The sequence below is a fragment of the Actinospica sp. genome, assembly GCF_035552695.1.
In the GTDB taxonomy this organism is placed as follows: Bacteria; Actinomycetota; Actinomycetes; order Streptomycetales; family Catenulisporaceae; genus Actinospica.
Genome location: NZ_DASZKT010000243.1, coordinates 16,007 through 34,628, shown reverse-complemented (window position 1 = coordinate 34,628; position 18,622 = coordinate 16,007). Strand labels below are relative to the sequence as shown.

Here is an 18,622-nt window from a genome sequence, read left to right as displayed (position 1 = left end):
AGTGGAGGTGCCGGGAATCGAACCCGGGTCCATCGGCGGCTCTGCAGGGCTTCTACGGGCGTATTCCCGAATGAGTTTCTCGGCTCCGCTGATCCCCGGGACGGGTCACCGACAAGCCCAGCCACGAAAGTTTTCCCCACTCACCCGTGGCCTGATCGTGGGGGTTTGCCCCCTAAATGATGCCGCGGTCCAGGTCGGGGGCGATCCTGGGGCGACAAGGGAACAGCGGTGAAACCTTACTGCTGGTCTAGCGAAGAGCTAGATCAGGCAGCGAGGGCCATCGTGTTCCGGGCAACCGAGTTGTGGTTGGCATTTGTTTTTTTGCCGTGTTATTGGTTAACGAGATCATCACGGCTTCCTCGGCCCGCTTCCCCTGCGTCGACGTCCAATGTCGAAACCGTTCACCCCCGAGGTGGCGGAACCACACACGGGTACGACGGCTCGCACGCGGAGGGCGGGCGAGCGCAGAAGAGCGTACGTGTGCAGTTCTCAAACAACGGCCGACGTCCAGGCGACGCGGCTGAAGCTCCCTCAAGGATAGCGGGTGGCGAGCGGCGGCAGCCACTTGTTTGCGATCAGCGAACAGGCGGCGGGGATAGGGGGCCGGGGGTCGGGCGTCGTAACGCCGCCACCCGAGGACGTCCGCCGCCGGCCGCCGCTGGCCGCTTGCGCTGCGCTACCGCTGCCCCACTACCGCTGCCGGCGTCGCGCGGCGGTCATGGCGCGATCTGCCTCGCGCTTCATGGTGCGCTCCAGGAGCGTCTGGCGCTTGTCGTAGTCCCGCTTGCCGCGCGCGAGTCCGAGCTCGACCTTCGCCTTGCCGTCCTTGAAGTACAGCTCCAGCGGGATCAGCGTCAGGCCGGACTCCTTCGTCTTGCCGATCAGCTTCTGGATCTCGGCCTTGTGCAGCAGCAGCTTCCGCAGCCGGCGCGGGGCGTGGTTGTTCCAGGTGCCCTGGTTGTACTCGGGGATGTGCACGTTGTACATCCAGAGCTCGCCGTCGCGGATCTGGGCGAAGCCGTCGACCAGGGAGGCGCGACCCTCGCGCAACGACTTCACCTCGGTTCCGGTCAGCACGATGCCGGCCTCATAGGTGTCCTCGATGGCGTACTCGTGCCGCGCCTTCTTGTTCCGGGCGATCGTCTTCTGCCCCTGCTCCTTGACCATGGTTCGATTATCGCTCAGACGCGCAAGTACTTACGCAGCGTGAACGCGGATGCGATCACAGCCATCAGTACGCCCGCGCCGAGCAGCACCGGGACGATGAAGACGAACGGGCCCCAGCCGATGAACTGGATCGAGGTCAGGTGCGGGGCGACGATCCCGTCGATGAAGAACGCCTTGATGCCGATCAGCACGCCCGAGGCCAGCACGCCGCCGAACAGGCCCGCGACGGCGCCCTCGAGCAGGAACGGCATCTGGATGTAGAAGTTCGACGCGCCGACCAGCCGCATGATGCCCGTCTCCCGCCGTCGGCTGAACGCGGAGAGCCGGACCGTGTTGAAGATCAGCAGGAACGCCAGGACCAGCATGACCGACGCGACGCCGACCGCCGTGTACTCGGCGATGTGGATGAACGTGAACAGCGGCTGCAGCAGCTGCTGCTCGTCCACCACCGAGGCGACGCCCGGCATGCCGCCGACAGCGCCCTCGACGATCTGGTACTTCGACGGGTCGCTCAGCTTCACCCGGAAGTCCGACTCGAGGAAGCTGGGCGTCGCGTTCTGGCCGAGCGCGGTCTTGCCGTATTCCTGCTCGTAGTGCTGGTAGGCCTCGTTCTGCGACTCGAGGATGACCTGCTGGACGTACGGCGTGCTCTGCAGCTTGGCCTTGATCGCGGCGCTCTCGGCGCCGGTGACCTGGCTCGAGCAGTTCGGAGCGTTGCCGACGTCGTTCTGGTTGCACATGTATACGGCGACTTGGACCTTGCCGTACCAGTAGCCTTCCATCGCCTTCGTCTGCTGCCACATGAGCAGGCCCGCGCCGAGCATGGTCAGCGCGACGGCGGTGGAGACGACGACGGCGATCACCATCGTCAGGTTGCGTCGCAGGCCGTGGCCGATTTCTTGGAGTACGTACTGGATCCGCATGTCGGTCGATTCCCTGCAGAAGTCTTCTCGTGGTGGGGCGGACGGGGCCGGCGGCGAGGGGCCGCCTGCGGTTAGCGCACGTAGCCGTACACGCCGCGGGCCTGGTCGCGCACGAGGTGGCCCTGATCGAGCTCGAGCACCCGCTTGCGCATCTGGTTCACGATGGCCTGGTCGTGGGTGACCATGACCACGGTCGTTCCGGTGCGGTTGATCCGGTCGAGCAGCTTCATGATGCCGACGCTGGTCTCCGGGTCGAGGTTACCGGTCGGCTCGTCCGCGATGAGGATCATCGGCCGGTTCACGAACGCCCGGGCCACCGCGACACGCTGCTGCTCACCGCCGGACAGCTCGCTCGGCAGCCGGTCCTCCTTGCCGTCCAGGCCGACCAGGTCGAGCACCTCGGGCACCACCTTGTTGATGTGGCCCTTGGGCTTGCCGATCACCTCGAGCGCGAAGGAAACGTTCTGGTGCACCGTCTTGTTCGGCAGCAGCCGGAAGTCCTGGAAGACCGTGCCGATCAGCCGGCGGTGGTGCGGCAGCTTCCAGTTGGACAGCCGGGAGAGGTCCTTGCCCGCCACGATGACGCGGCCGGTGGTGGGCCGCTCCTCGCGCAGGATCAGCCGCATGAAGGTCGACTTGCCGGAACCGGAGGAGCCGATCACGAAGACGAACTCGCCGCGCTCGACCTCCAGGGACATCTCCTCGAGGGCGGCGCGCTCCTGGCCCGGGTACGTCTTGCTGACGTTCTCGAAGCTAATCACGGTTGCATCACGTCCGGCAGTGTAGTGAAGAGCGCGGCCCCCGCCGGGGGGAGTCGCGCGAACTTCCCTGGAGTGTAGGACGCCGGGGACGGGTAGGAGGGAACGGATGACGACGCCGGGGCGTTGTCATCGGTGACGAGGAGGAACCGATGCGACGAGACGACCTGGTGTGCGCCTACTGCGCCGGGAGGGTGTCCGAGGGCCGCTGCCCGGCTTGCCGTGCCACGCGTGACCAGTACGGATACGGGCGGAACGGACTTAACGCCACCTGGTGGATGCTGCTGGCGGTGGTGGCCGCGCTGATAGCCGCCGTGGCGCTGGACGTCCGATTCGCGTGACCCGGATGTGGCTCCGGTCACATTTACCAGCCTAAAACACTTGAATGCACGGGATTACCGTCCGATTACCGTGCGCTGACAGAAAAACCGGCGCCCTGTCGGGAACCTTCCCGAGGGACGCCGGTCTTGTTGTGCGCGAAGTGAATGAAGTGAACGGTGCGCCGCGACTAGCGCTGCCGCCGCCACCGGATCGCTGCCTCGATGATCACTGCCCGTCGATCTCCCGCGACTAGCGCTGCCGCCGCCAGCGGATGGCTGCCTCGATGAAGCCGTCGATCTCCCCGTCGAGCACGGCCGAGGTGTTGCCCGTCTCGAACTCGGTGCGCAGGTCCTTGACCATCTGGTACGGGTGCAGCACGTAGGACCGCATCTGGTTGCCCCAGGAGCCGCCCGTGTCGCCCTTGAGCGCGTCCATCTTGGCCTGCTCCTCCCGCCGCTTCACATCGAGCAGCTTGGCCTGCAGGACCGCCATCGCCGAGGCCTTGTTCTGCAGCTGGGAGCGCTCGTTCTGGCAGGACACGACGATGCCGGTCGGCAGGTGCGTCAGGCGCACGGCCGAGTCGGTGGTGTTCACGCCCTGGCCGCCGGGGCCCGAGGAGCGGTAGACGTCCACCCGCAGTTCGTCCTCGGGGATCTCGATGTGATCGGTCTGCTCGACGACCGGCAGCACCTCCACGCCCGCGAACGAGGTCTGCCTGCGGCCCTGGTTGTCGAAGGGCGAGATGCGCACGAGCCGGTGCGTGCCCTGCTCCACCGAGAGCGTGCCGTACGCATAGGGCGACTTGACCTGGAAGGTCGCGGACTTGATGCCCGCCTCCTCGGCGTACGAGGTGTCGTAGACCTCGGTCGGGAAGCCGTGCCGCTCGCAGTAGCGCAGGTACATCCGCAGCAGCATCTCGGCGAAGTCCGCCGCGTCCACGCCGCCCGCCTCGGAGCGGATGGTGACCAGCGCCTCGCGGGAGTCGTACTCGCCGTTGAGCAGCGTGCGCACCTCCATCTCGGAGACCGCCTTGGCCACGGCGGGCAGCTCGGCCTCGGCCTCGACGAGCGTGTCCGCGTCGTCCTCGGCGACACCGAGTTCGTACAGCGTCTCGAGGTCGTCGAGGTGGCGACGCAGGCCCTCGACGCGGGCCAGCTCGCCCTGCAGGTTGGACAGTCGGCTGGTCACCTGCTGCGCCTTGGCCTGGTCGTCCCACAGGTCCGGCGCGGCGGCCTCCTCGTTCAGCCGCTTGATCTCCGCGCGGAGCACGTCGAGGTCCACGACCGCCTCGATCGACGCCATGGTGGACTTGAGGTTCTTGAGCTCTTCAGCAAGGTCTACCGACACAGCTCTTAAGACTACGCGACGCGGGGCGTGCGGTTCGCCTCGGTTTTACCGCGCGGCCGACAAGTGCGTCGGCAGGCGCGTCAGCGCGTGGTCGTGTAGACGGAGACCGAGCCGTCGGTGTTGACCGCGGCGAGGGCGACGCCGCCGCTCGGCACGCTGGTCACGCCGGGCGCGTTGACCGCCGCGACCCCGGCCGACGCCCAGTTCATCGTGCCGTGCAGGTCGGCGCCGGAGAACTCGAAGACCTGCACGCCGGCCGAGGCGGAGAGCACGAACAGGTCGGGGCGGCCGTCGGCGGCGTACGCGGTGGCGGGCTGGCCCGCGGCGCCGGTCGGCCAGGCGTACTGCCAGCCCTTGCCGTCGTCGTAGACGCGCATCGTGGCGCCGTCCGAGGCCCGGACCACGTACACCGCGACCGCGCCACCGTGCGAGGCGACGGCGACCTGAGGGTCGATCAGACCGGCCTGCGGGAGGTCCTGCCACGCGGTGAACTTGCCGTTGGCGACCGCGCCCTCGGCCAGGTGCTTGTCCGAGGTCGCGGCGACGACGATCGTCTGGGGGCCGTCCGCGGCTGCCGCGGGCGCTCCGGCGGCGTGCACCGTGCCGAGCTGGGACCAGCCGGACCAGCCGGTGCCGGGGGTGCTGAGTGCGGCGCGCATGACCTTGCCGCCGGTCGCGGTGGCGTAGAGCTCGAGGCCGTCGGCCGCGCCGACGAGGGCGGGCTGCACGGAACTGGCCACGCCGGGCACGATCGTCCAGTTCGCTCCCGTCGTACTCGCGCCGGCCGGGACGGAGGCGACGCGCACGTTGCCGTCGGCGCCGGTGGTCGCCGCGTACATGAAGCCGTCGAAGTAGGCGAGCTGCACCGCGCCGACGATCGCCGAGGAGGGGGCGGGCAGGCTCGAGTACGCCGCGAAGCCGAAGCCGCCCGACTCGGGCAGCGCGGTGAGTGCGGTCGAGGCGGCCGAGGCCGTCGCTTCGGCCGAGGCCTTGGCGCTCGCCGAAGCCGCCGCCGAGCCGGGAGTCGTCGCCGCGTCAGCCGCCGGGCCGGTGCCCTGATCAGAGGACGAACCGCCCTGGCTGAGCACGAATCCGAGCACGGACAGCAGGATCAGGCCGGCGCCGATCGCGGCCGGGAGCCAGCGGGCGCGCCGACGATCGCCGCGCCGCCGCCCTCCCTTGCCGGGCTCGGCGTCCTCCTCCGGGTCGAGCGGCTCCTTGATCGCCTTCATCTGGTTGATGTGCGTCGATCGCGAGTCGTCGGAGAGCGGGTCGGTCGCGGCCTGCACGAGCGGCACGGTGCCCGCGTTGGCCGCGGCTCCGGTCGGGTAGGTGCCGTCGCCGCGCGGAGAGGGCACCTGGAGCGCGGGCAGCCCGGCGAGCGCGGGACGGCACTCCCGCAGCGACGCGGCGAACTCGGCGGCCGACAGCCGGGCGGCCGGGGTCTTCGCGAGGCAACGGTCCATCAGATCCGTTACCGCGTCGGGCATCCCGGGCACCCGCGGCGCGGGCTCGGTCACGTGCCGACGCAGCACCGCGCCGGGATGGCCGCCGCCGAACGGGGTCCAACCGGTCATCAGCTCGAACAGCACCGTGGCCAGCGCGTAGACGTCCACGGCCGGGCCCGGCGGGCAGCCCTCGATGACCTCGGGGGCGAGATAGTCCGGCGTGCCGACGATGCGGGTGGCGCGGTTCCGGCGCGGCCCGTCGACCAGCCGGGCGATGCCGAAGTCGGTCAGCCTGCCCCGGCCCACGGCGTCGATCAGCACGTTCTCCGGCTTGACGTCCCGGTGCACGATGCCCTGCTCGTGCGCGGCGGCGAGCGCCTCGGCGATGTCGGCGCAGATGCCGACGGCCTGGTCCGGGGGCATCGGCCCCTCCCGGTCGAGGCGGCCGCGCAGGTCCGGACCGTTCAGCAGGTCCATCACCAGGGCGAGGTCGTTGCCGTCCACGACGAGGTCGCGCACGCCCACGATCCGCGGGTGGCGCAGGCCGGTGAGCACCGTCCGCTCCTGGACGAAGCGCGCGATCAGCGCCTGATCGGCCGTCAGATCCTCGTGCAGCAGCTTGATGGCGACCGGGCCCTCGGGACCCTCGCCGGACCATACGGTCCCGCAGGTGCCCCGGCCGATCACTCGCGTCACCGTGTACCGGCTACCGATCCTGCGTGTCACTGCTCGCTCCACTGGCCGCTATACGACGGGCTTCACCCTAGCGGCGCGCGGCCGGTTCAGCGCGCAGACGCACGGAATCAGTTGATCTGACGACTGATCGAGAAACCGAGTCTGTGGGTGAGCGGGGGCTCGCCGCGGTCCTTGGCGATCTTGTTGCCGATCTCCACGCCGATCAGCGCGGCCAGCGCCAGCACGATGAGCAGGATCGCGATCCGGCCGAGGCAGCCGATGCCGTTCCTGGGCACCGGATCGTAGGCGGCTGGTGGACGCGGCTGGCGTGGGGCCTGACGCAGCGGGGCGGGGCCGACGACCGGGCGCGGCTGCTGCACCGGCGCGGTGGCGCGCTGCTGCGGCGGCAGGTAGGCGGCCTGCTGGGACTGCGGCGCGTAGCCCGTGCCGCGCTGCGGCATCGCGTCCCGCGGGGTGCGCGGCGCGGACGGGCCGGGGAAGACGGGCTGCGCGGGATAGCCGTTGGGCTGCGCGGCCGGGCGCGCCGAGGGCAGCACCGGGGCGGCGGCGGGGGCCGCGTTGGCCGCGTACGTGCTGATCGGGCGGGTCGGCGCGGCGGCTGCGGCGGCTCCCGCCCCGGCCACCGCGGCGGCCGCGGCCGGGGTGCGGCTCGGCGGGGTCTTGGCGGGCGGGGCGAGCTCGGCCTCGGTGAGCTTCGGCAGCACGACGGTGCCCTCGCGCGGGTGCACCGGCAGCCGGCCGGCCGAACCCGGCTGGCCGGAGCCGACGGCGGCGCGCAGCCGGACCGCGAGCTGCCCGGCATCCGGACGGCGTGTCGGGTCCTTGGCCAGCGCGGAGGCGATCACCGACCAGAGCGGGTCGGAGACGCCGTCCGGGCGGGGCGGCGGCTGGGTCTGGTGCGCCTGGAAGACCTCCATGGCGTCGCTGCCGCGGAAGGGCGGCCGGCCGGTCATCAGCTCGAAGAACATGATGCCGCTGGCGTACACGTCCACCGCGGGGGTCGGCTGCTGGCCCGAGATGACCTCGGGGGCGAGGTAGTACGGCGTGCCGACGACCTGGCTGGTGCGGGTGACGGAGGGGGCGTCGGCCAGCCGCGCGATGCCGAAGTCGGTCAGCAGCGGCCGGTAGCCGCCGTCGTCCGGCTGCAGCAGCACGTTCGCGGGCTTCACGTCCCGGTGGATGATCTTCGCCGCGTGCGCCACGGCGAGCGCCTCGGCGACGTCGGCCACCAGCAGCGCGGACTCGGTCGCCCCCAGGGTGCCCCGGCTGCGCACGTAGGCGCGCAGGTCGGGCCCCTCGACCAGCTGCATCACCAGGGCGAGGACGTCGCCCTCGACCACCAGGTCGCGCACGGAGACGAGCGAGCGGTGCCGCATGGACACCAGCGCGGTGCGCTCGCGCAGGAAGCGGGTGACGACGTCCGCGTCGTTGGCGAGCTCCTCGAGCAGCACCTTGATCGCGACGGCCTCGCCGGTCTCGCGCACCCTGCCGCGCCAGACCGCGCCGAACGCGCCACGGCCCAGTTGCGTCTCCAGCTCATAGCGGCTGCCGATCGGCTGGCCCACGTCAAACCCTTTCCTCCCCGGCCTTGCGGCGTTCGGCAGTGCAAGCGGTGCGGTGGCGGCGGTGGTGCGCCTGGTGGTCTCGCGGTGGTGCGAGGCCAGCGTAGTGCGCGCCCGTGATCCTCCGGCGTCTGGGATGGCGGTTTGTACCCCAATCGCTACCTTAATTCCACGAAGGAATCCGGTGGAAGGCTTCGCGCCGCACCGCTTGTGCCTCGGCGGATCCCCGCTCCGGCGAGATCGCGGCGCGGCGGGCGAGCCGAGACTGTCAGAACTCTCGGCTAACGTATCTTTGGTAGCTCTCCCCGTCCCGCCGCTCCAAGGACCGCGTACTCCGATGCAGCTGCGTTTGTCCGTCAGTGTGCCGACCGGGCCAGCCCGTGCCCCGGGCCGGGCCACGGCCGGCGGCGCGAACCCGAACTCCCTGCTGGACGTGCTGGTCACGGCCCCGGCGGGGACGCCGCTGCGCGCGGCGGCCGGGCAGCTGGCGAGCCTCGCGGGCCTGGCCGAGCCGGTGTTCCACGTGGGCGCGCGGCGGGTCGCGGAGGACCACCCGCTTGGCGTACCCCCGCTCGTGGACGGCGCGGTGCTGACGGCGGATCAGCCGGCCTCCGCGCTGCCGCCGCCGGGCAACCTGGAGCTGCACGTGATCGGCGGCCCGGACGCCGGGGGGGTGCACTTGCTCACGCCGCCCGCGCCGGGTCACGCCGCTTTGCGCCTGACGATCGGGCGCGGCGCCGAGGCGGACATCCGGATCGAGGACCCTGATCTGTCCCGGCGGCACGCGGCGCTCTCGGTGAGCCTGGACTGGGTGCGGCTCGCGGACTGCGGCTCGACCAACGGCACGGTGCTCGGCGGCAACCGGATCGGCGAGGAGCCGGTGCTGCTCCCGCCGCAGACGCCGGTGCGGCTCGGCGAGACCACGCTGCTGCTGCGGCACGGCGAGGAGTCGCTGGAGGTGGAGCCGGACCGGCTCGGCAGGGTGCTGGTACGCGTCGTGCCGCGGGTCAGCGCGGAGGTGCCCGCGCCGCGCTTCGTGCTGCCGACGCCCCCGGGAGCGCGCGGCCTGCCCGCGGCCCGGCGGCGCGCGCAGGCGGCCTTCGAGCAGGCGAAGGCGGCCACCGAGGCGAAGATCTCCGCGGCGCTGTCGGTGGAGTCGGGGCTGCGCCGTACCCGGTACCCGGACCCGGCCGCGCTGCTCACCACCGCGCTGCGGCCCGGGCTCGGGCTGTGGAGCCGCGGCCGGGATCAGCCGGAACTGCTCGAGCTGCGGCTCGGCACGGCCCGGCTGCCCTCGTCCGTGACGGTCGGTCAGGGCAGCCGCAGCTTCCGCCCGCGCGTGCCGGCGGCGCCGGTCACCGTGGACCTGGCCGGGATCGGCGTGCTCGGCCTCGTCGCCGCGGACGGGCCGGAGACCGCCGCCGCGGAGCCGAACCTGCCGCCGCACGACCTGCTGGGCTCGGAGCGCACGGACGCCGGGACGTCCGGCTCGTACTCCGTCAGAGCGCTCGCCCGCAGCCTGGTCGCCCAGCTCGCCGCGCTGTGCTCGCCGCTGGACGTGGACCTCGTGGTGCTGTGCACCGACGGCGGCGCCGAGCGCTGGCGCTGGACGACCTGGCTGCCGCACTGCGCGCCGCAGGACGGCCAGAACTGCCGCGCGATGGTCGGGTTCGACGGAGACCAGGCCGCGGCCCGCCTCGCCGAACTGACGGTGCGTCTGGAGGCCCGGCAGGGCGCGCTGCGCGGCAGCGACGAGCCGTGGCCGGGCCGACGTACCGTGCTGCTGCTCGACCGCGGGGAGTCGGCGGTCGGGGCGCCGTACCCGCCGGAGCTGCTGCGGCTGCTGGTCGAGGGACCGCGCGTGGGCATGCACGCGATCGTGCTGGCGAACCGCCGCGAGGACCTGCCCGAGCTGGTCGGAGCGGTGGCGACGGTCGGCGGCGAGGTGCACACCCGGCTGCGCCTCGAGCAGCCGGAGAAGCTCACCCAGCAGGGCATACTCGCCGATCTGACGTCGCCTCAGTGGGCGATCAGGTTCGCGCACGCGCTCGCCCCGCTGCGGGACTCCCGCGAGGGCGGGGTGCAGGGGATACAGGGCACGAACCAGCGTCAGCTGCCTGAGGAGGCGCGGCTGCTGCCGCTGCTGGGGCTGGACCTGCTCACCCCGACGAAGCTCTCCGCGCTGTGGACCGCGGTCCGCGAGCGGCCGCCGGGCGGTCGGGACGAGTTGGACGAGCGGCGGGACATCGAGGAGTACGGATCCGGCGTCGGCCTGCCGGTCGTGCTCGGCGCGGACAGCCACGGGGCGGTACGGGCGGAACTGACGGGGCACCACATTCTGGTCGGCGGAGCGTCGGGCTCGGGCATCTCCGAGGCGCTGCGCTCGATCCTGTGCTCGGCCGCGCTCCCGACCCCGCCCGAGCGGCTGCGCGTGCTGCTGGTGTCCGGGGGCAACGGCCCGTCCTGGGGCGAGACGGCACGCCTGCCGCATGTCGCCCTGCACGCGGACAACGAGGCGGAGCTGCGGCACGTGCTGCTGGCCGCGCGCGAGGAGCGCCACGGCTCGGAACGGCTGCTCATCGGCGTCGACGGCCTCGACCGCGTCGCCGTGCGGCACCCCTGGTTCATCAAGGAACTGACAGAGCTCGCGCAGGAGGGCCGCGGGCACGGCGTCCACCTGCTGCTCGGCATCACCCTGGACGACGGTCCCGCGCGCAGGCTGCTGGACGGCGAGCTGTGCGAGGAGCTGGACCTGCGTCTGGCGCTGCGCACCTACGGCCCCGAGGAGTCCCGCCGCATGGTCTCGCTCCCGGACGCCGCCGCGATCCGGCCGAGCCTGCCCGGCCGCGGCTGGCTCGCCCTCCCCGACGGCCGGGTGCTGCCCGTCCAGGTCCCGCGTGTCAGCGGCCGGATGGCCTCAAGCGCCACCGCCCGCGCCCACGTCGCCGTCGACGACTGGCGCCGCCTCGGCGACCAGCTCCCCAACCGCGGCCTCGGCGGCACCGGCGCCCTCCCCCTCCAGCCCGGCGCCCCGACCGACCTCGCCCTCCTCATCGAAAGCGCCGGCCGCGCCGCCATGGCCCGCACCCCGAGCCCCCGCGCCGCCGCCGCGACGCGTTAGCGTAACGGGAACTGACGGACCGTCGGCTATGTCGGCGATGGTCTCGGTGACGTCCCGCTGGTTGTCGGACCCTTCCGCGATGCTCGTGGGATGCTGAGCGTGGAGTTACTACGGCCGCTTGTCAGGGCCGCGTGGGGGCCAGACACCTGCTACCCGGAGGCCAGTTCGAGGTGGCGGCCGGACAATCCGGCGCGGGCGCAGTGCGGGATGACGGCATTCGTGGTTCAGGACCTGCTAGGGGGCGACCTGATCCTCGGCGAAGTGCAGGTCGATGGGATCAAGGTCGGCAACCACTACTGGAACCGACTGCCAGATGGCGCCGAAGCAGACTTCACGGATGATCAGTTCTTTCCCGATGAAGTCGTCGCGAACGGGAACGTGGTGCATCGGCCCCCGGATGCGCCCCGGCGGTATCGCGAGCAATACGAACTGCTTCGAGAGCGAGTGCTCGCGGGATTGGCTTCGGCATCATCAAGCTGAGTCGGGCATGGTCGGCACGGGCCTTGATCCCATGCTGAAATACTGAAGCGGACGCGTGACCACCGGCCACGCCCGAACCGCGCCCTACATCGCGTTGGCCCGCAGCAGGGTCCTGATCGTCCGGAGCGCGACCGAGAGGATCGCCAGGTCGAAGGAGTCCGCCGAGGAGATCTCGCCGAGTACGGCCCTGGCCCGCTCGACGGCCGCCTGGTTCTTCCGCACCCAGGCGTTGAAGCGCAGGTCGGGGTCGGACTCGCCGGGGGCGGCCGCGAGGACGTCGAAGGTCAGCGCGGCCTGCGCGGCGTAGAGCTCCTCGCGGACCGCGGCGCGGGCCATCGTCGCCCAGCGGTCGGTGCGCGGGAGGGCGGTGATGCGGTCGCGCAGCGCTCCTATGCCGAGCCGGTCGACGAGGTCGAAGTAGCATTCCGCGACCTCGATCGGGGCCCGGCCGGTGTCCTTGGCCACCTCGACGATGTCCAGCGCGGAGTACGCCGAGCCGGCCGCCGCGACGCGGGCCGCGAGCTCCTCCGGCACGCCGAGCTCGACCAGTTCGACGGTGGACGCGCTCAGCTGCTGGGCGTCGCCGCCCTTGACGAGCTTCGGCAGCTGCGCGCAGACCTCAGCCACACCCTCGCCGAACGCCTCGACCTGCACCGAGATGTCGATCGGGTGCTTGCGGTTGAGCAGGTACCAGCGGGCGCCGCGCTCGGTCAGCCGCCGGCCGGCCAGCCGCATCCGGGTCTGGACCTCGGCCGGGACCTTGTTGTCGAGCTCGTCGATCGCCTTCCAGTAGCTGTCCAGGCCGAAGACCTCGCGCGCGACGGTGTGTGCCCGGGAGATCTCCTCCGCGCTCGCGCCGGTCTCCTCGCGCATCCGGAACAGGAACGAGATGCCGGCGTTGTTCACCAGGTTGTTCACGACCTGCGTGGCGATGATCTCGCGGCGCAGCGGGTGCGCGGCGATCAGGTCGTGCAGCCGCTCGCGGACCGCGCTGGGGAAGTAGCTGAACAGGTCGACCTCGAGGTACTGGTCGTCGAGCAGGCCGCTGGCCAGCAGCTCCTCGTTCAGCACGATCTTGGTGTACGCCAGCAGCACGGCGAGCTCCGGCTGGGTGAGCCCCTGCCCGGCCGAGCGGCGCTCCTGGATCACCCGCTCGCGCGGCAGGAACTCCAGGTCCCGGTTCAGATGGCCGTCCGCCACGAGCTGGCGCAGGTACCGCGCGTGCACGTGCAGCAGTTGCGGGGCCTGCGCGACGGCGGAGGCGAGCGCCACGTTCTGGCCGTAGTTGTCGGCGAGTACGAGGTCGGCGATCTCCTCGGTCATCGAGGCCAGCAGCGGGGTGCGCTCCTCGGCCTCGAGCACGCCCGACTTCACCGCCTGGTCCACCAGGATCTTGATGTTGACCTCGTGGTCCGAGGTGTCCACGCCGGCGGAGTTGTCGATCGCGTCGGTGTTGACCCGGCCGCCGGTGGACGCCGGGCCGCCCTGCAGCGCGTACTCGATCCGGCCCAGCTGGGTGAACCCGAGGTTGCCGCCCTCGCCGACGACCTTGACCCGCAGCTGCGAGCCGTTGACCCGGATGGTGTCGTTGGCCTTGTCGCCGACATCCGCGTGCGACTCTCCGGCCGACTTCACGTACGTGCCGATGCCGCCGTTCCACAGCAGGTCCACCGGGGCCACCAGGATGGCCTTCATCAGCTCGGCGGGCGTCGTGCGGGTCACCCTGTCGGGCAGGCCGAGGGCGCGGCGCACCTGCCGGGTGACCGGGATCGACTTGGCGCTGCGCGGGAAGACGCCGCCGCCGTCGGAGATCAGCTTCTTGTTATAGTCCGCCCAGCTGGAGCGCGGCAGCTCGAACAGCCGCCGGCGCTCGGCGTACGAGGTGGCCGGGTCCGGTGCCGGGTCGATGAAGATGTGCCGGTGGTCGAAGGCGGCGATCAGCTTCGCGTGCTCCGAGCGCAGCAGGCCGTTGCCGAAGACGTCGCCGGACATGTCGCCGATGCCGACGACGGTGAACTCCTGCGTCTGGGTGTCCACGCCGAGCTCGCGGAAGTGCCGCTTGACCGACTCCCAGGCGCCGCGCGAGGTGATGCCCATCGCCTTGTGGTCGTAGCCGACCGAGCCGCCGGAGGCGAACGCGTCGCCGAGCCAGAACCCGTACTCCGCCGAGACCGCGTTGGCGATGTCGGAGAAGGTCGCGGTGCCCTTGTCCGCGGCGACGACGAGGTAGTGGTCGTCGCCGTCGTAGCGCACGACGTTCTGCGGCGGCACGATCACGCCGTCGATCAGGTTGTCCGTGATGTCGAGCAGGCCGCGGATGAACATCCGGTAGCAGGCCACGCCCTCGGCGAGGAAGGCCTCGCGGTCCGCGGGGTCCACCGGGTTCTTCACCACGAACCCGCCCTTGGCGCCGACCGGGACGATCACCACGTTCTTGACCATCTGCGCCTTGGCCAGGCCGAGGATCTCGGTGCGGAAGTCCTCGCGCCGGTCCGACCAGCGCAGGCCGCCGCGCGCGACCTTGCCGAAGCGCAGGTGCACGCCCTCGACCCGCGGCGAGTAGACCCAGATCTCGAACTTGGGCCGCGGCATCGGCAGTTCGGGCACGGCCGGGGCGTTGATCTTGAAGGAGGTGTACTGCTTGGCCGAACCGTCCTCGGCCGGCTGGTAGAAGTTCGTGCGAAGGGTGGCCCGGATCACGCCGAGCAGCGAGCGCAGGATCCGGTCCTCGTCCAGCGAGGCGACCGTGTCCAGCGCGCCCTCGATCTCCTCGACCATGCCGTCGACCAGCTCGTGGCCCGCGCCCGCGTGCGCCGGGTCGAAGGAGGCCTCGAACAGCCGTACCAGCAGCCGGACGACGCGGGTGTTGCCGCCGAGCACCTGCTCGACCAGGGACTGGCTGAAGGTCATCCCGCCCTGCCGCAGGTACTTCACGTACGCGCGCAGGATCGAGGCCTGACGCCAGTTCAGACCCGAGCCGAGGACGAGGGTGTTGAAGCCGTCGTTCTCCGCCATGCCGGACCATACGGCGCCGAACGCGGCGGTGAACCGGTCCCGCGCGGCGGGGTCCAGCAGCGATTCCGGGTCGGACACGCGCAGGCCGAAGTCCAGGATCCAGGCAAAGTCGCCGCCGGCGCGCAGCAGTTCGTACGGCTGCTCCTCGAGCACTTCGACCCCGAAGCGCTGCAGGATCGGCAGCACCTCGGCCAGCGTGATCATCCGGCCGACCCGGAAGATCTTCAGCCGGTACTCCTCGGCGGTGGAACCGTGCCGCCGGTAGACGGCGAGCGAGGAGTCGGTGGTGTCGTCCGCGTGGATGGCCTCGATCCTGGCCAGGTCCTGGGCCGCGCGCTCCGGCGGGAAGTCGGCCTTGTAGCCCTCCGGGAAGGCGTCCTTGTACTCGGCGATCAGGGTGCTGGCACGCTCCTCGCCGAGCTGCTCCTCCAGCAGGTCGTGCAGCGCGTTGTTCCAGCTGCGCAGCGCGCGGGCGAGGCGGCGCTCGATCTGCTCGGCGTCCACCTCCGGCAGCCGCTCGCCGTTCGCCATCCGGATGACGAAGTGCAGCCGGGTGAGCACCGACTCGGTCGAGCGGACCGTGTAGTCGATGGTCTTGCCGTGCAGCTCCTCCTTGAGGATCCGCTCCAGCTTCTCCCGGTTCGCGGTGTTGTACAGGTCGCGCGGCAGGTAGACCAGCGCGGAGAAGAAGCGCCCGTAGACGTCCTCGCGCAGGAACAGCCGGACCCGGCGGCGCTCCTGCAGGTGCAGCACCGCGCCGGAGATCTCGGCGAGCTCGGCGACCGGGATCTGGAACAGCTCGTCGCGCGGGTAGGACTCGAGGATCTGCAGCAGGTCCTTGCCGGAGTGCGAGTTGAGCGTGTAGCCGTGGATGTCGAGGACGTGCCTGACCTTCTGCCGGACGACCGGGATGTGCTGCACGGACTCGGAGTACGCGGCGGCCGAGAACAGGCCGAGGATGCGGCGTTCCCCGACGACCCGGCCTTCCGCGTCGAAGACCTTCACGCCGATGTAGTCGAGGTAGCTGGGGCGGTGCACCGTGGCACGCGAGTTGGCCTTGGTGAGCACCAGCAGCCGCGGCTCGCGGGCCTTGGCGCGGACCTCGTGCGGCAGCTTGGCGAAGGTGCCCGGCGTGTTCTGCGCCTGGTCGGCGCGCAGGATGCCGAGGCCGGTGCCGGGGACGGCGCGCAGCCGGTCCTCGCCCTCCTCGGTGACGAGCTCGTACTCGCGGTAGCCGAGGAAGGTGAAGTGGCCGTCCACCAGCCAGCGCAGCAGCTCCTGCCCCGCGGAGAGCTCCTCGAAGTCGAGCCCGGCGGCCTGCGCGGCCGCGCCCTGCTCGCCGTCCAGCGCGTTCGCCGCGGCGAGGGTGGCGTTCTTCATCTTCGGCCAGTCCTCGACGGCCTCGCGCACGTCCCGCAGCACGCGCCGCAGGTCGGCCTCGAGCGCGGCGGTCCGGGCCGGGTCGTCGGCCTGCCGGTCGATCTCGACGTGCATCCAGGACTCGACGGTGGAGCCCTCCGGCGCGGACTCCGGGTCCACGTCGTAGATCTCGCGCAGGTTTCCGGCGACGTCGCGGTCGACCGCGAGCACCGGGTGGACGACGAGGTGGATGCCGTGGCCGCGGCGGGTGAGCTCGGCGCTGACCGAGTCGACCAGGAAGGGCATGTCGTCGGTGACGATCTCCACCACCGTGCGGCGGCCGCGGCCGGTGCCCCAGCCGTCCTGCGCCGAGGGCGTCAGCACTCTGATCTTCGCGGTGCCCTGCGGCCGGACGGCCGCGAGCTCGGCGCTGGAGACCACGGCGCCGAGCAGGTCGGCGGGGCTGCGGTCGGTCAGGTCGTCGAGGGCGACGTGCCGATAGAAGCGGTTGATCACCGCCTCTCCCACTGCCGCGTCGGCAGGCTGCCCGCTGGATCTGGCCAGTTCGGCCGCCTCCCCGAGCAGCGCCGTCTTCGCCGAGTCCAGTTGCGTCACCATGAGCGCTCGCTCCATACCAGCCGTGCGCCCTTGCACGGCACCGAGTCTTTGGCCGGGACGGTCCCCGACCTCGGGTACGCCTGAAAGGCTACCCGGCAAAGTGGAACGCGGGGACGCGGCTGCCCGATCACGTTGTTACGTCTGAGTTGTGGATTCCTACAGTGTGGACCGAACGAGGGAACGCAGGAGCGAAATTCGGCGCGCTCAGAGCAGATCGCCGAGTTCCTGGGTGCCGAACCACAGCAGGTCGTAGTCCTCGACCGCGTCCACGGCGAACAGCGCGTCGGGGTCACCCGAGGCGGCGGCGGACAGGGCGTGCGCGGCGGCGGTGACGTGCTCTTGTGCGCCCGCCTCGTCCACGTGCAGCGACGCGATGTCGATCAAGCGCACCAACCCTGTGATCTTGATCACGCCGGGCTCCTCGGGCTCCTCACCGCCCTTGGGGACGGTGATCCGCGCGTCCGGTATGTCGGAGGCGATCACCACGCGGCGGCGCGGCGCCTCCGGCTCGGCGGCGAGCCGGCGCAGCGAGGCGCGGGCGGCGGCGGTCAGCGCGGCGTACTCCAGCTCCTCCTCGTCGCCCTCGGAGTACCAGGCGCGCAGCGGCTCGGTGACCGCGAAGCCGTCCGGCAGCAGCAGCTCGCCGTCCGCGGACAGCCGCGCGAGCAGGGGCATCGTGGCAGGCAGGTAGACGCGCATGGGACGAGGGTAGATCAGCGGGCGGGCGAGCGGGGGGCCACCGCGGTCTGCGGTTGCGGTTCCTGCTCGGCCGCGAGTCCGGCCGCGGCCGTGCGCAGGGCGGTGTCCAGCACCTCGACGCGGCGGCTCGGGTCCATCAGGTTCGCGCCGATCACCTCGAGGTCCTCGGGTCCTGGGCACAGCACGTGCACCTTCGTCCCCTCCCTCCGGGCCTGGATGACCTCGTGCAGCATCTGACGCGTCACCAGATGCCGGAAGCTGCGCTCCAATCTGCCCAGCACGCCGGAGGGCTTGTCGTACCCGCGCGCCGCCGAGGGGGCCAGCACGTAGATCTCGTCGAGCGCCCGGCCGCCGGGCATCTCGTCGGCGGCGAGCACGTCCAGGTTCGTGTTGGAGACGGTGCCGCCGTCCACGAAGCGGCGCTCGCCGAGGCGCGCGGGCGGGAACCAGCCGGGGATCGAGCAGGAGGCGACGACGGCCTCGGCCAGCCCGATCGGGGGCGCCCCGGCGCGGCCGAACACGACGCGCTCGCCCGAGTCGTAATCCATGGCGACGATGCGGATGCCGGGGTGCGGGGACCAGGTGCCGGAGGGGATGACGTCCTCGACCATCTGCCCGATGTCGCCGAGCGAGCCGCGGCCGGGCGGCAGGAACGCGGAGATCACGGCGGTTCCCGGGTAGCGGCGCGGGTGGCGGACCGAGCGGGCGATCAGCCGCGGCGAGCCGAACCAGCCGGGGATCGGCATCGGCGGCGCGGCGCCGCCGGCGGCCAGGTCGTAGTTGAAGATGTGCCCGGCCAGCGGGCCCTCGGCGACCTGCTCGCCGCGCTGGTGCTGCCACAGATCGTCGGCCGACGCGCCGGCGCCGAGCAGCGCGGCCAGGATGGAACCCGCCGAGGTGCCGACGATCAGCTGCGCGCCGCGCGGATCGAAGCCGGTGCGCTGCTCGATAGCGCGCAGCGCACCGATCATCCAGGCCGCCCCGAGCGTCCCGCCGCCGCCCAGCACCAGGCCGCGGCGGACCACGGGGAGCTGCGTGCCGCGCGCCCGTACGTTCTCCAACACGTTCATCACCATCTCATAACGCCACGCCGGGCACGCGGCGGGTG

At 71.5% G+C, this 18,622-nt stretch carries 12 protein-coding genes and 1 other RNA gene; 3 read left to right on the top strand and 10 right to left on the bottom strand.

The annotated features are described in order from the left end of the window. The 4 genes from ssrA to ftsE form a co-directional block, all read right to left on the bottom strand. Positions 1–409: a transfer-messenger RNA gene (gene ssrA, locus VG296_RS27465) on the bottom strand. A 281-nt stretch (positions 410–690) separates the two neighbouring features. Beyond that, positions 691–1,167, bottom strand: a complete 477-nt coding sequence (gene smpB / locus VG296_RS27460) for an SsrA-binding protein SmpB (RefSeq protein ID WP_325570712.1) — start codon at positions 1,165–1,167, stop codon at positions 691–693. Between the two features lie 14 nt (positions 1,168–1,181). Further along, a complete protein-coding gene (gene ftsX, locus VG296_RS27455) occupies positions 1,182–2,090 on the bottom strand; it encodes a permease-like cell division protein FtsX (protein WP_325570710.1) in 909 nt (302 codons plus the stop codon). A 71-nt stretch (positions 2,091–2,161) separates the two neighbouring features. Next, positions 2,162–2,851, bottom strand: a complete 690-nt coding sequence (ftsE, locus tag VG296_RS27450; RefSeq protein ID WP_325570708.1) for a cell division ATP-binding protein FtsE — start codon at positions 2,849–2,851, stop codon at positions 2,162–2,164. Between the two features lie 149 nt (positions 2,852–3,000). On the opposite strand from ftsE, the gene VG296_RS27445 reads away from it, so the two are divergent. Continuing rightward, positions 3,001–3,189: a hypothetical protein gene (locus VG296_RS27445; RefSeq protein ID WP_325570706.1), complete on the top strand. Its 189-nt coding sequence runs from the start codon at positions 3,001–3,003 to the stop codon at positions 3,187–3,189. 229 nt (positions 3,190–3,418) lie between these two features. On the opposite strand, the gene prfB is transcribed toward VG296_RS27445, so the two are convergent. From prfB to VG296_RS27430, 3 genes are all read right to left on the bottom strand, one after another. After that, the gene (prfB, locus tag VG296_RS27440; protein ID WP_325570704.1) at positions 3,419–4,516 is read right to left on the bottom strand and encodes a peptide chain release factor 2; all 1,098 of its coding nucleotides are present in this window, start codon (positions 4,514–4,516) and stop codon (positions 3,419–3,421) included. Between the two features lie 80 nt (positions 4,517–4,596). After that, positions 4,597–6,660 (bottom strand): protein kinase domain-containing protein, encoded by a 2,064-nt coding sequence (locus VG296_RS33315; RefSeq protein WP_325570702.1) that lies wholly within the window; start codon positions 6,658–6,660, stop codon positions 4,597–4,599. A gap of 107 nt (positions 6,661–6,767) precedes the next feature. After that, positions 6,768–8,225 carry a serine/threonine-protein kinase gene (locus VG296_RS27430; protein WP_325570700.1) on the bottom strand — a complete coding sequence of 486 codons (1,458 nt, stop codon included), beginning with the start codon at positions 8,223–8,225 and terminating at the stop codon, positions 6,768–6,770. Positions 8,226–8,559: 334 nt separating this feature from the next. Between VG296_RS27430 and VG296_RS27425 the strand changes: the two genes are divergently transcribed. Together VG296_RS27425 and VG296_RS27420 are read left to right on the top strand one after the other, a co-directional pair. After that, positions 8,560–11,343 (top strand): FHA domain-containing protein, encoded by a 2,784-nt coding sequence (locus tag VG296_RS27425; protein WP_325570698.1) that lies wholly within the window; start codon positions 8,560–8,562, stop codon positions 11,341–11,343. Positions 11,344–11,433: 90 nt separating this feature from the next. Then, positions 11,434–11,823 (top strand): YunG family protein, encoded by a 390-nt coding sequence (locus VG296_RS27420; RefSeq protein ID WP_422653137.1) that lies wholly within the window; start codon positions 11,434–11,436, stop codon positions 11,821–11,823. An 84-nt stretch (positions 11,824–11,907) separates the two neighbouring features. On the opposite strand, the gene VG296_RS27415 is transcribed toward VG296_RS27420, so the two are convergent. From VG296_RS27415 to VG296_RS27405, 3 genes are all read right to left on the bottom strand, one after another. Then, positions 11,908–16,815 (bottom strand): NAD-glutamate dehydrogenase, encoded by a 4,908-nt coding sequence (locus VG296_RS27415; RefSeq protein WP_325570694.1) that lies wholly within the window; start codon positions 16,813–16,815, stop codon positions 11,908–11,910. Positions 16,816–17,019: 204 nt separating this feature from the next. Then, positions 17,020–17,514 carry a DUF6912 family protein gene (locus VG296_RS27410; protein WP_325570692.1) on the bottom strand — a complete coding sequence of 165 codons (495 nt, stop codon included), beginning with the start codon at positions 17,512–17,514 and terminating at the stop codon, positions 17,020–17,022. Between the two features lie 14 nt (positions 17,515–17,528). Continuing rightward, a complete protein-coding gene (locus VG296_RS27405) occupies positions 17,529–18,584 on the bottom strand; it encodes a patatin-like phospholipase family protein (protein ID WP_325570690.1) in 1,056 nt (351 codons plus the stop codon). Between the last annotated feature and the right edge of the window lie 38 nt (positions 18,585–18,622).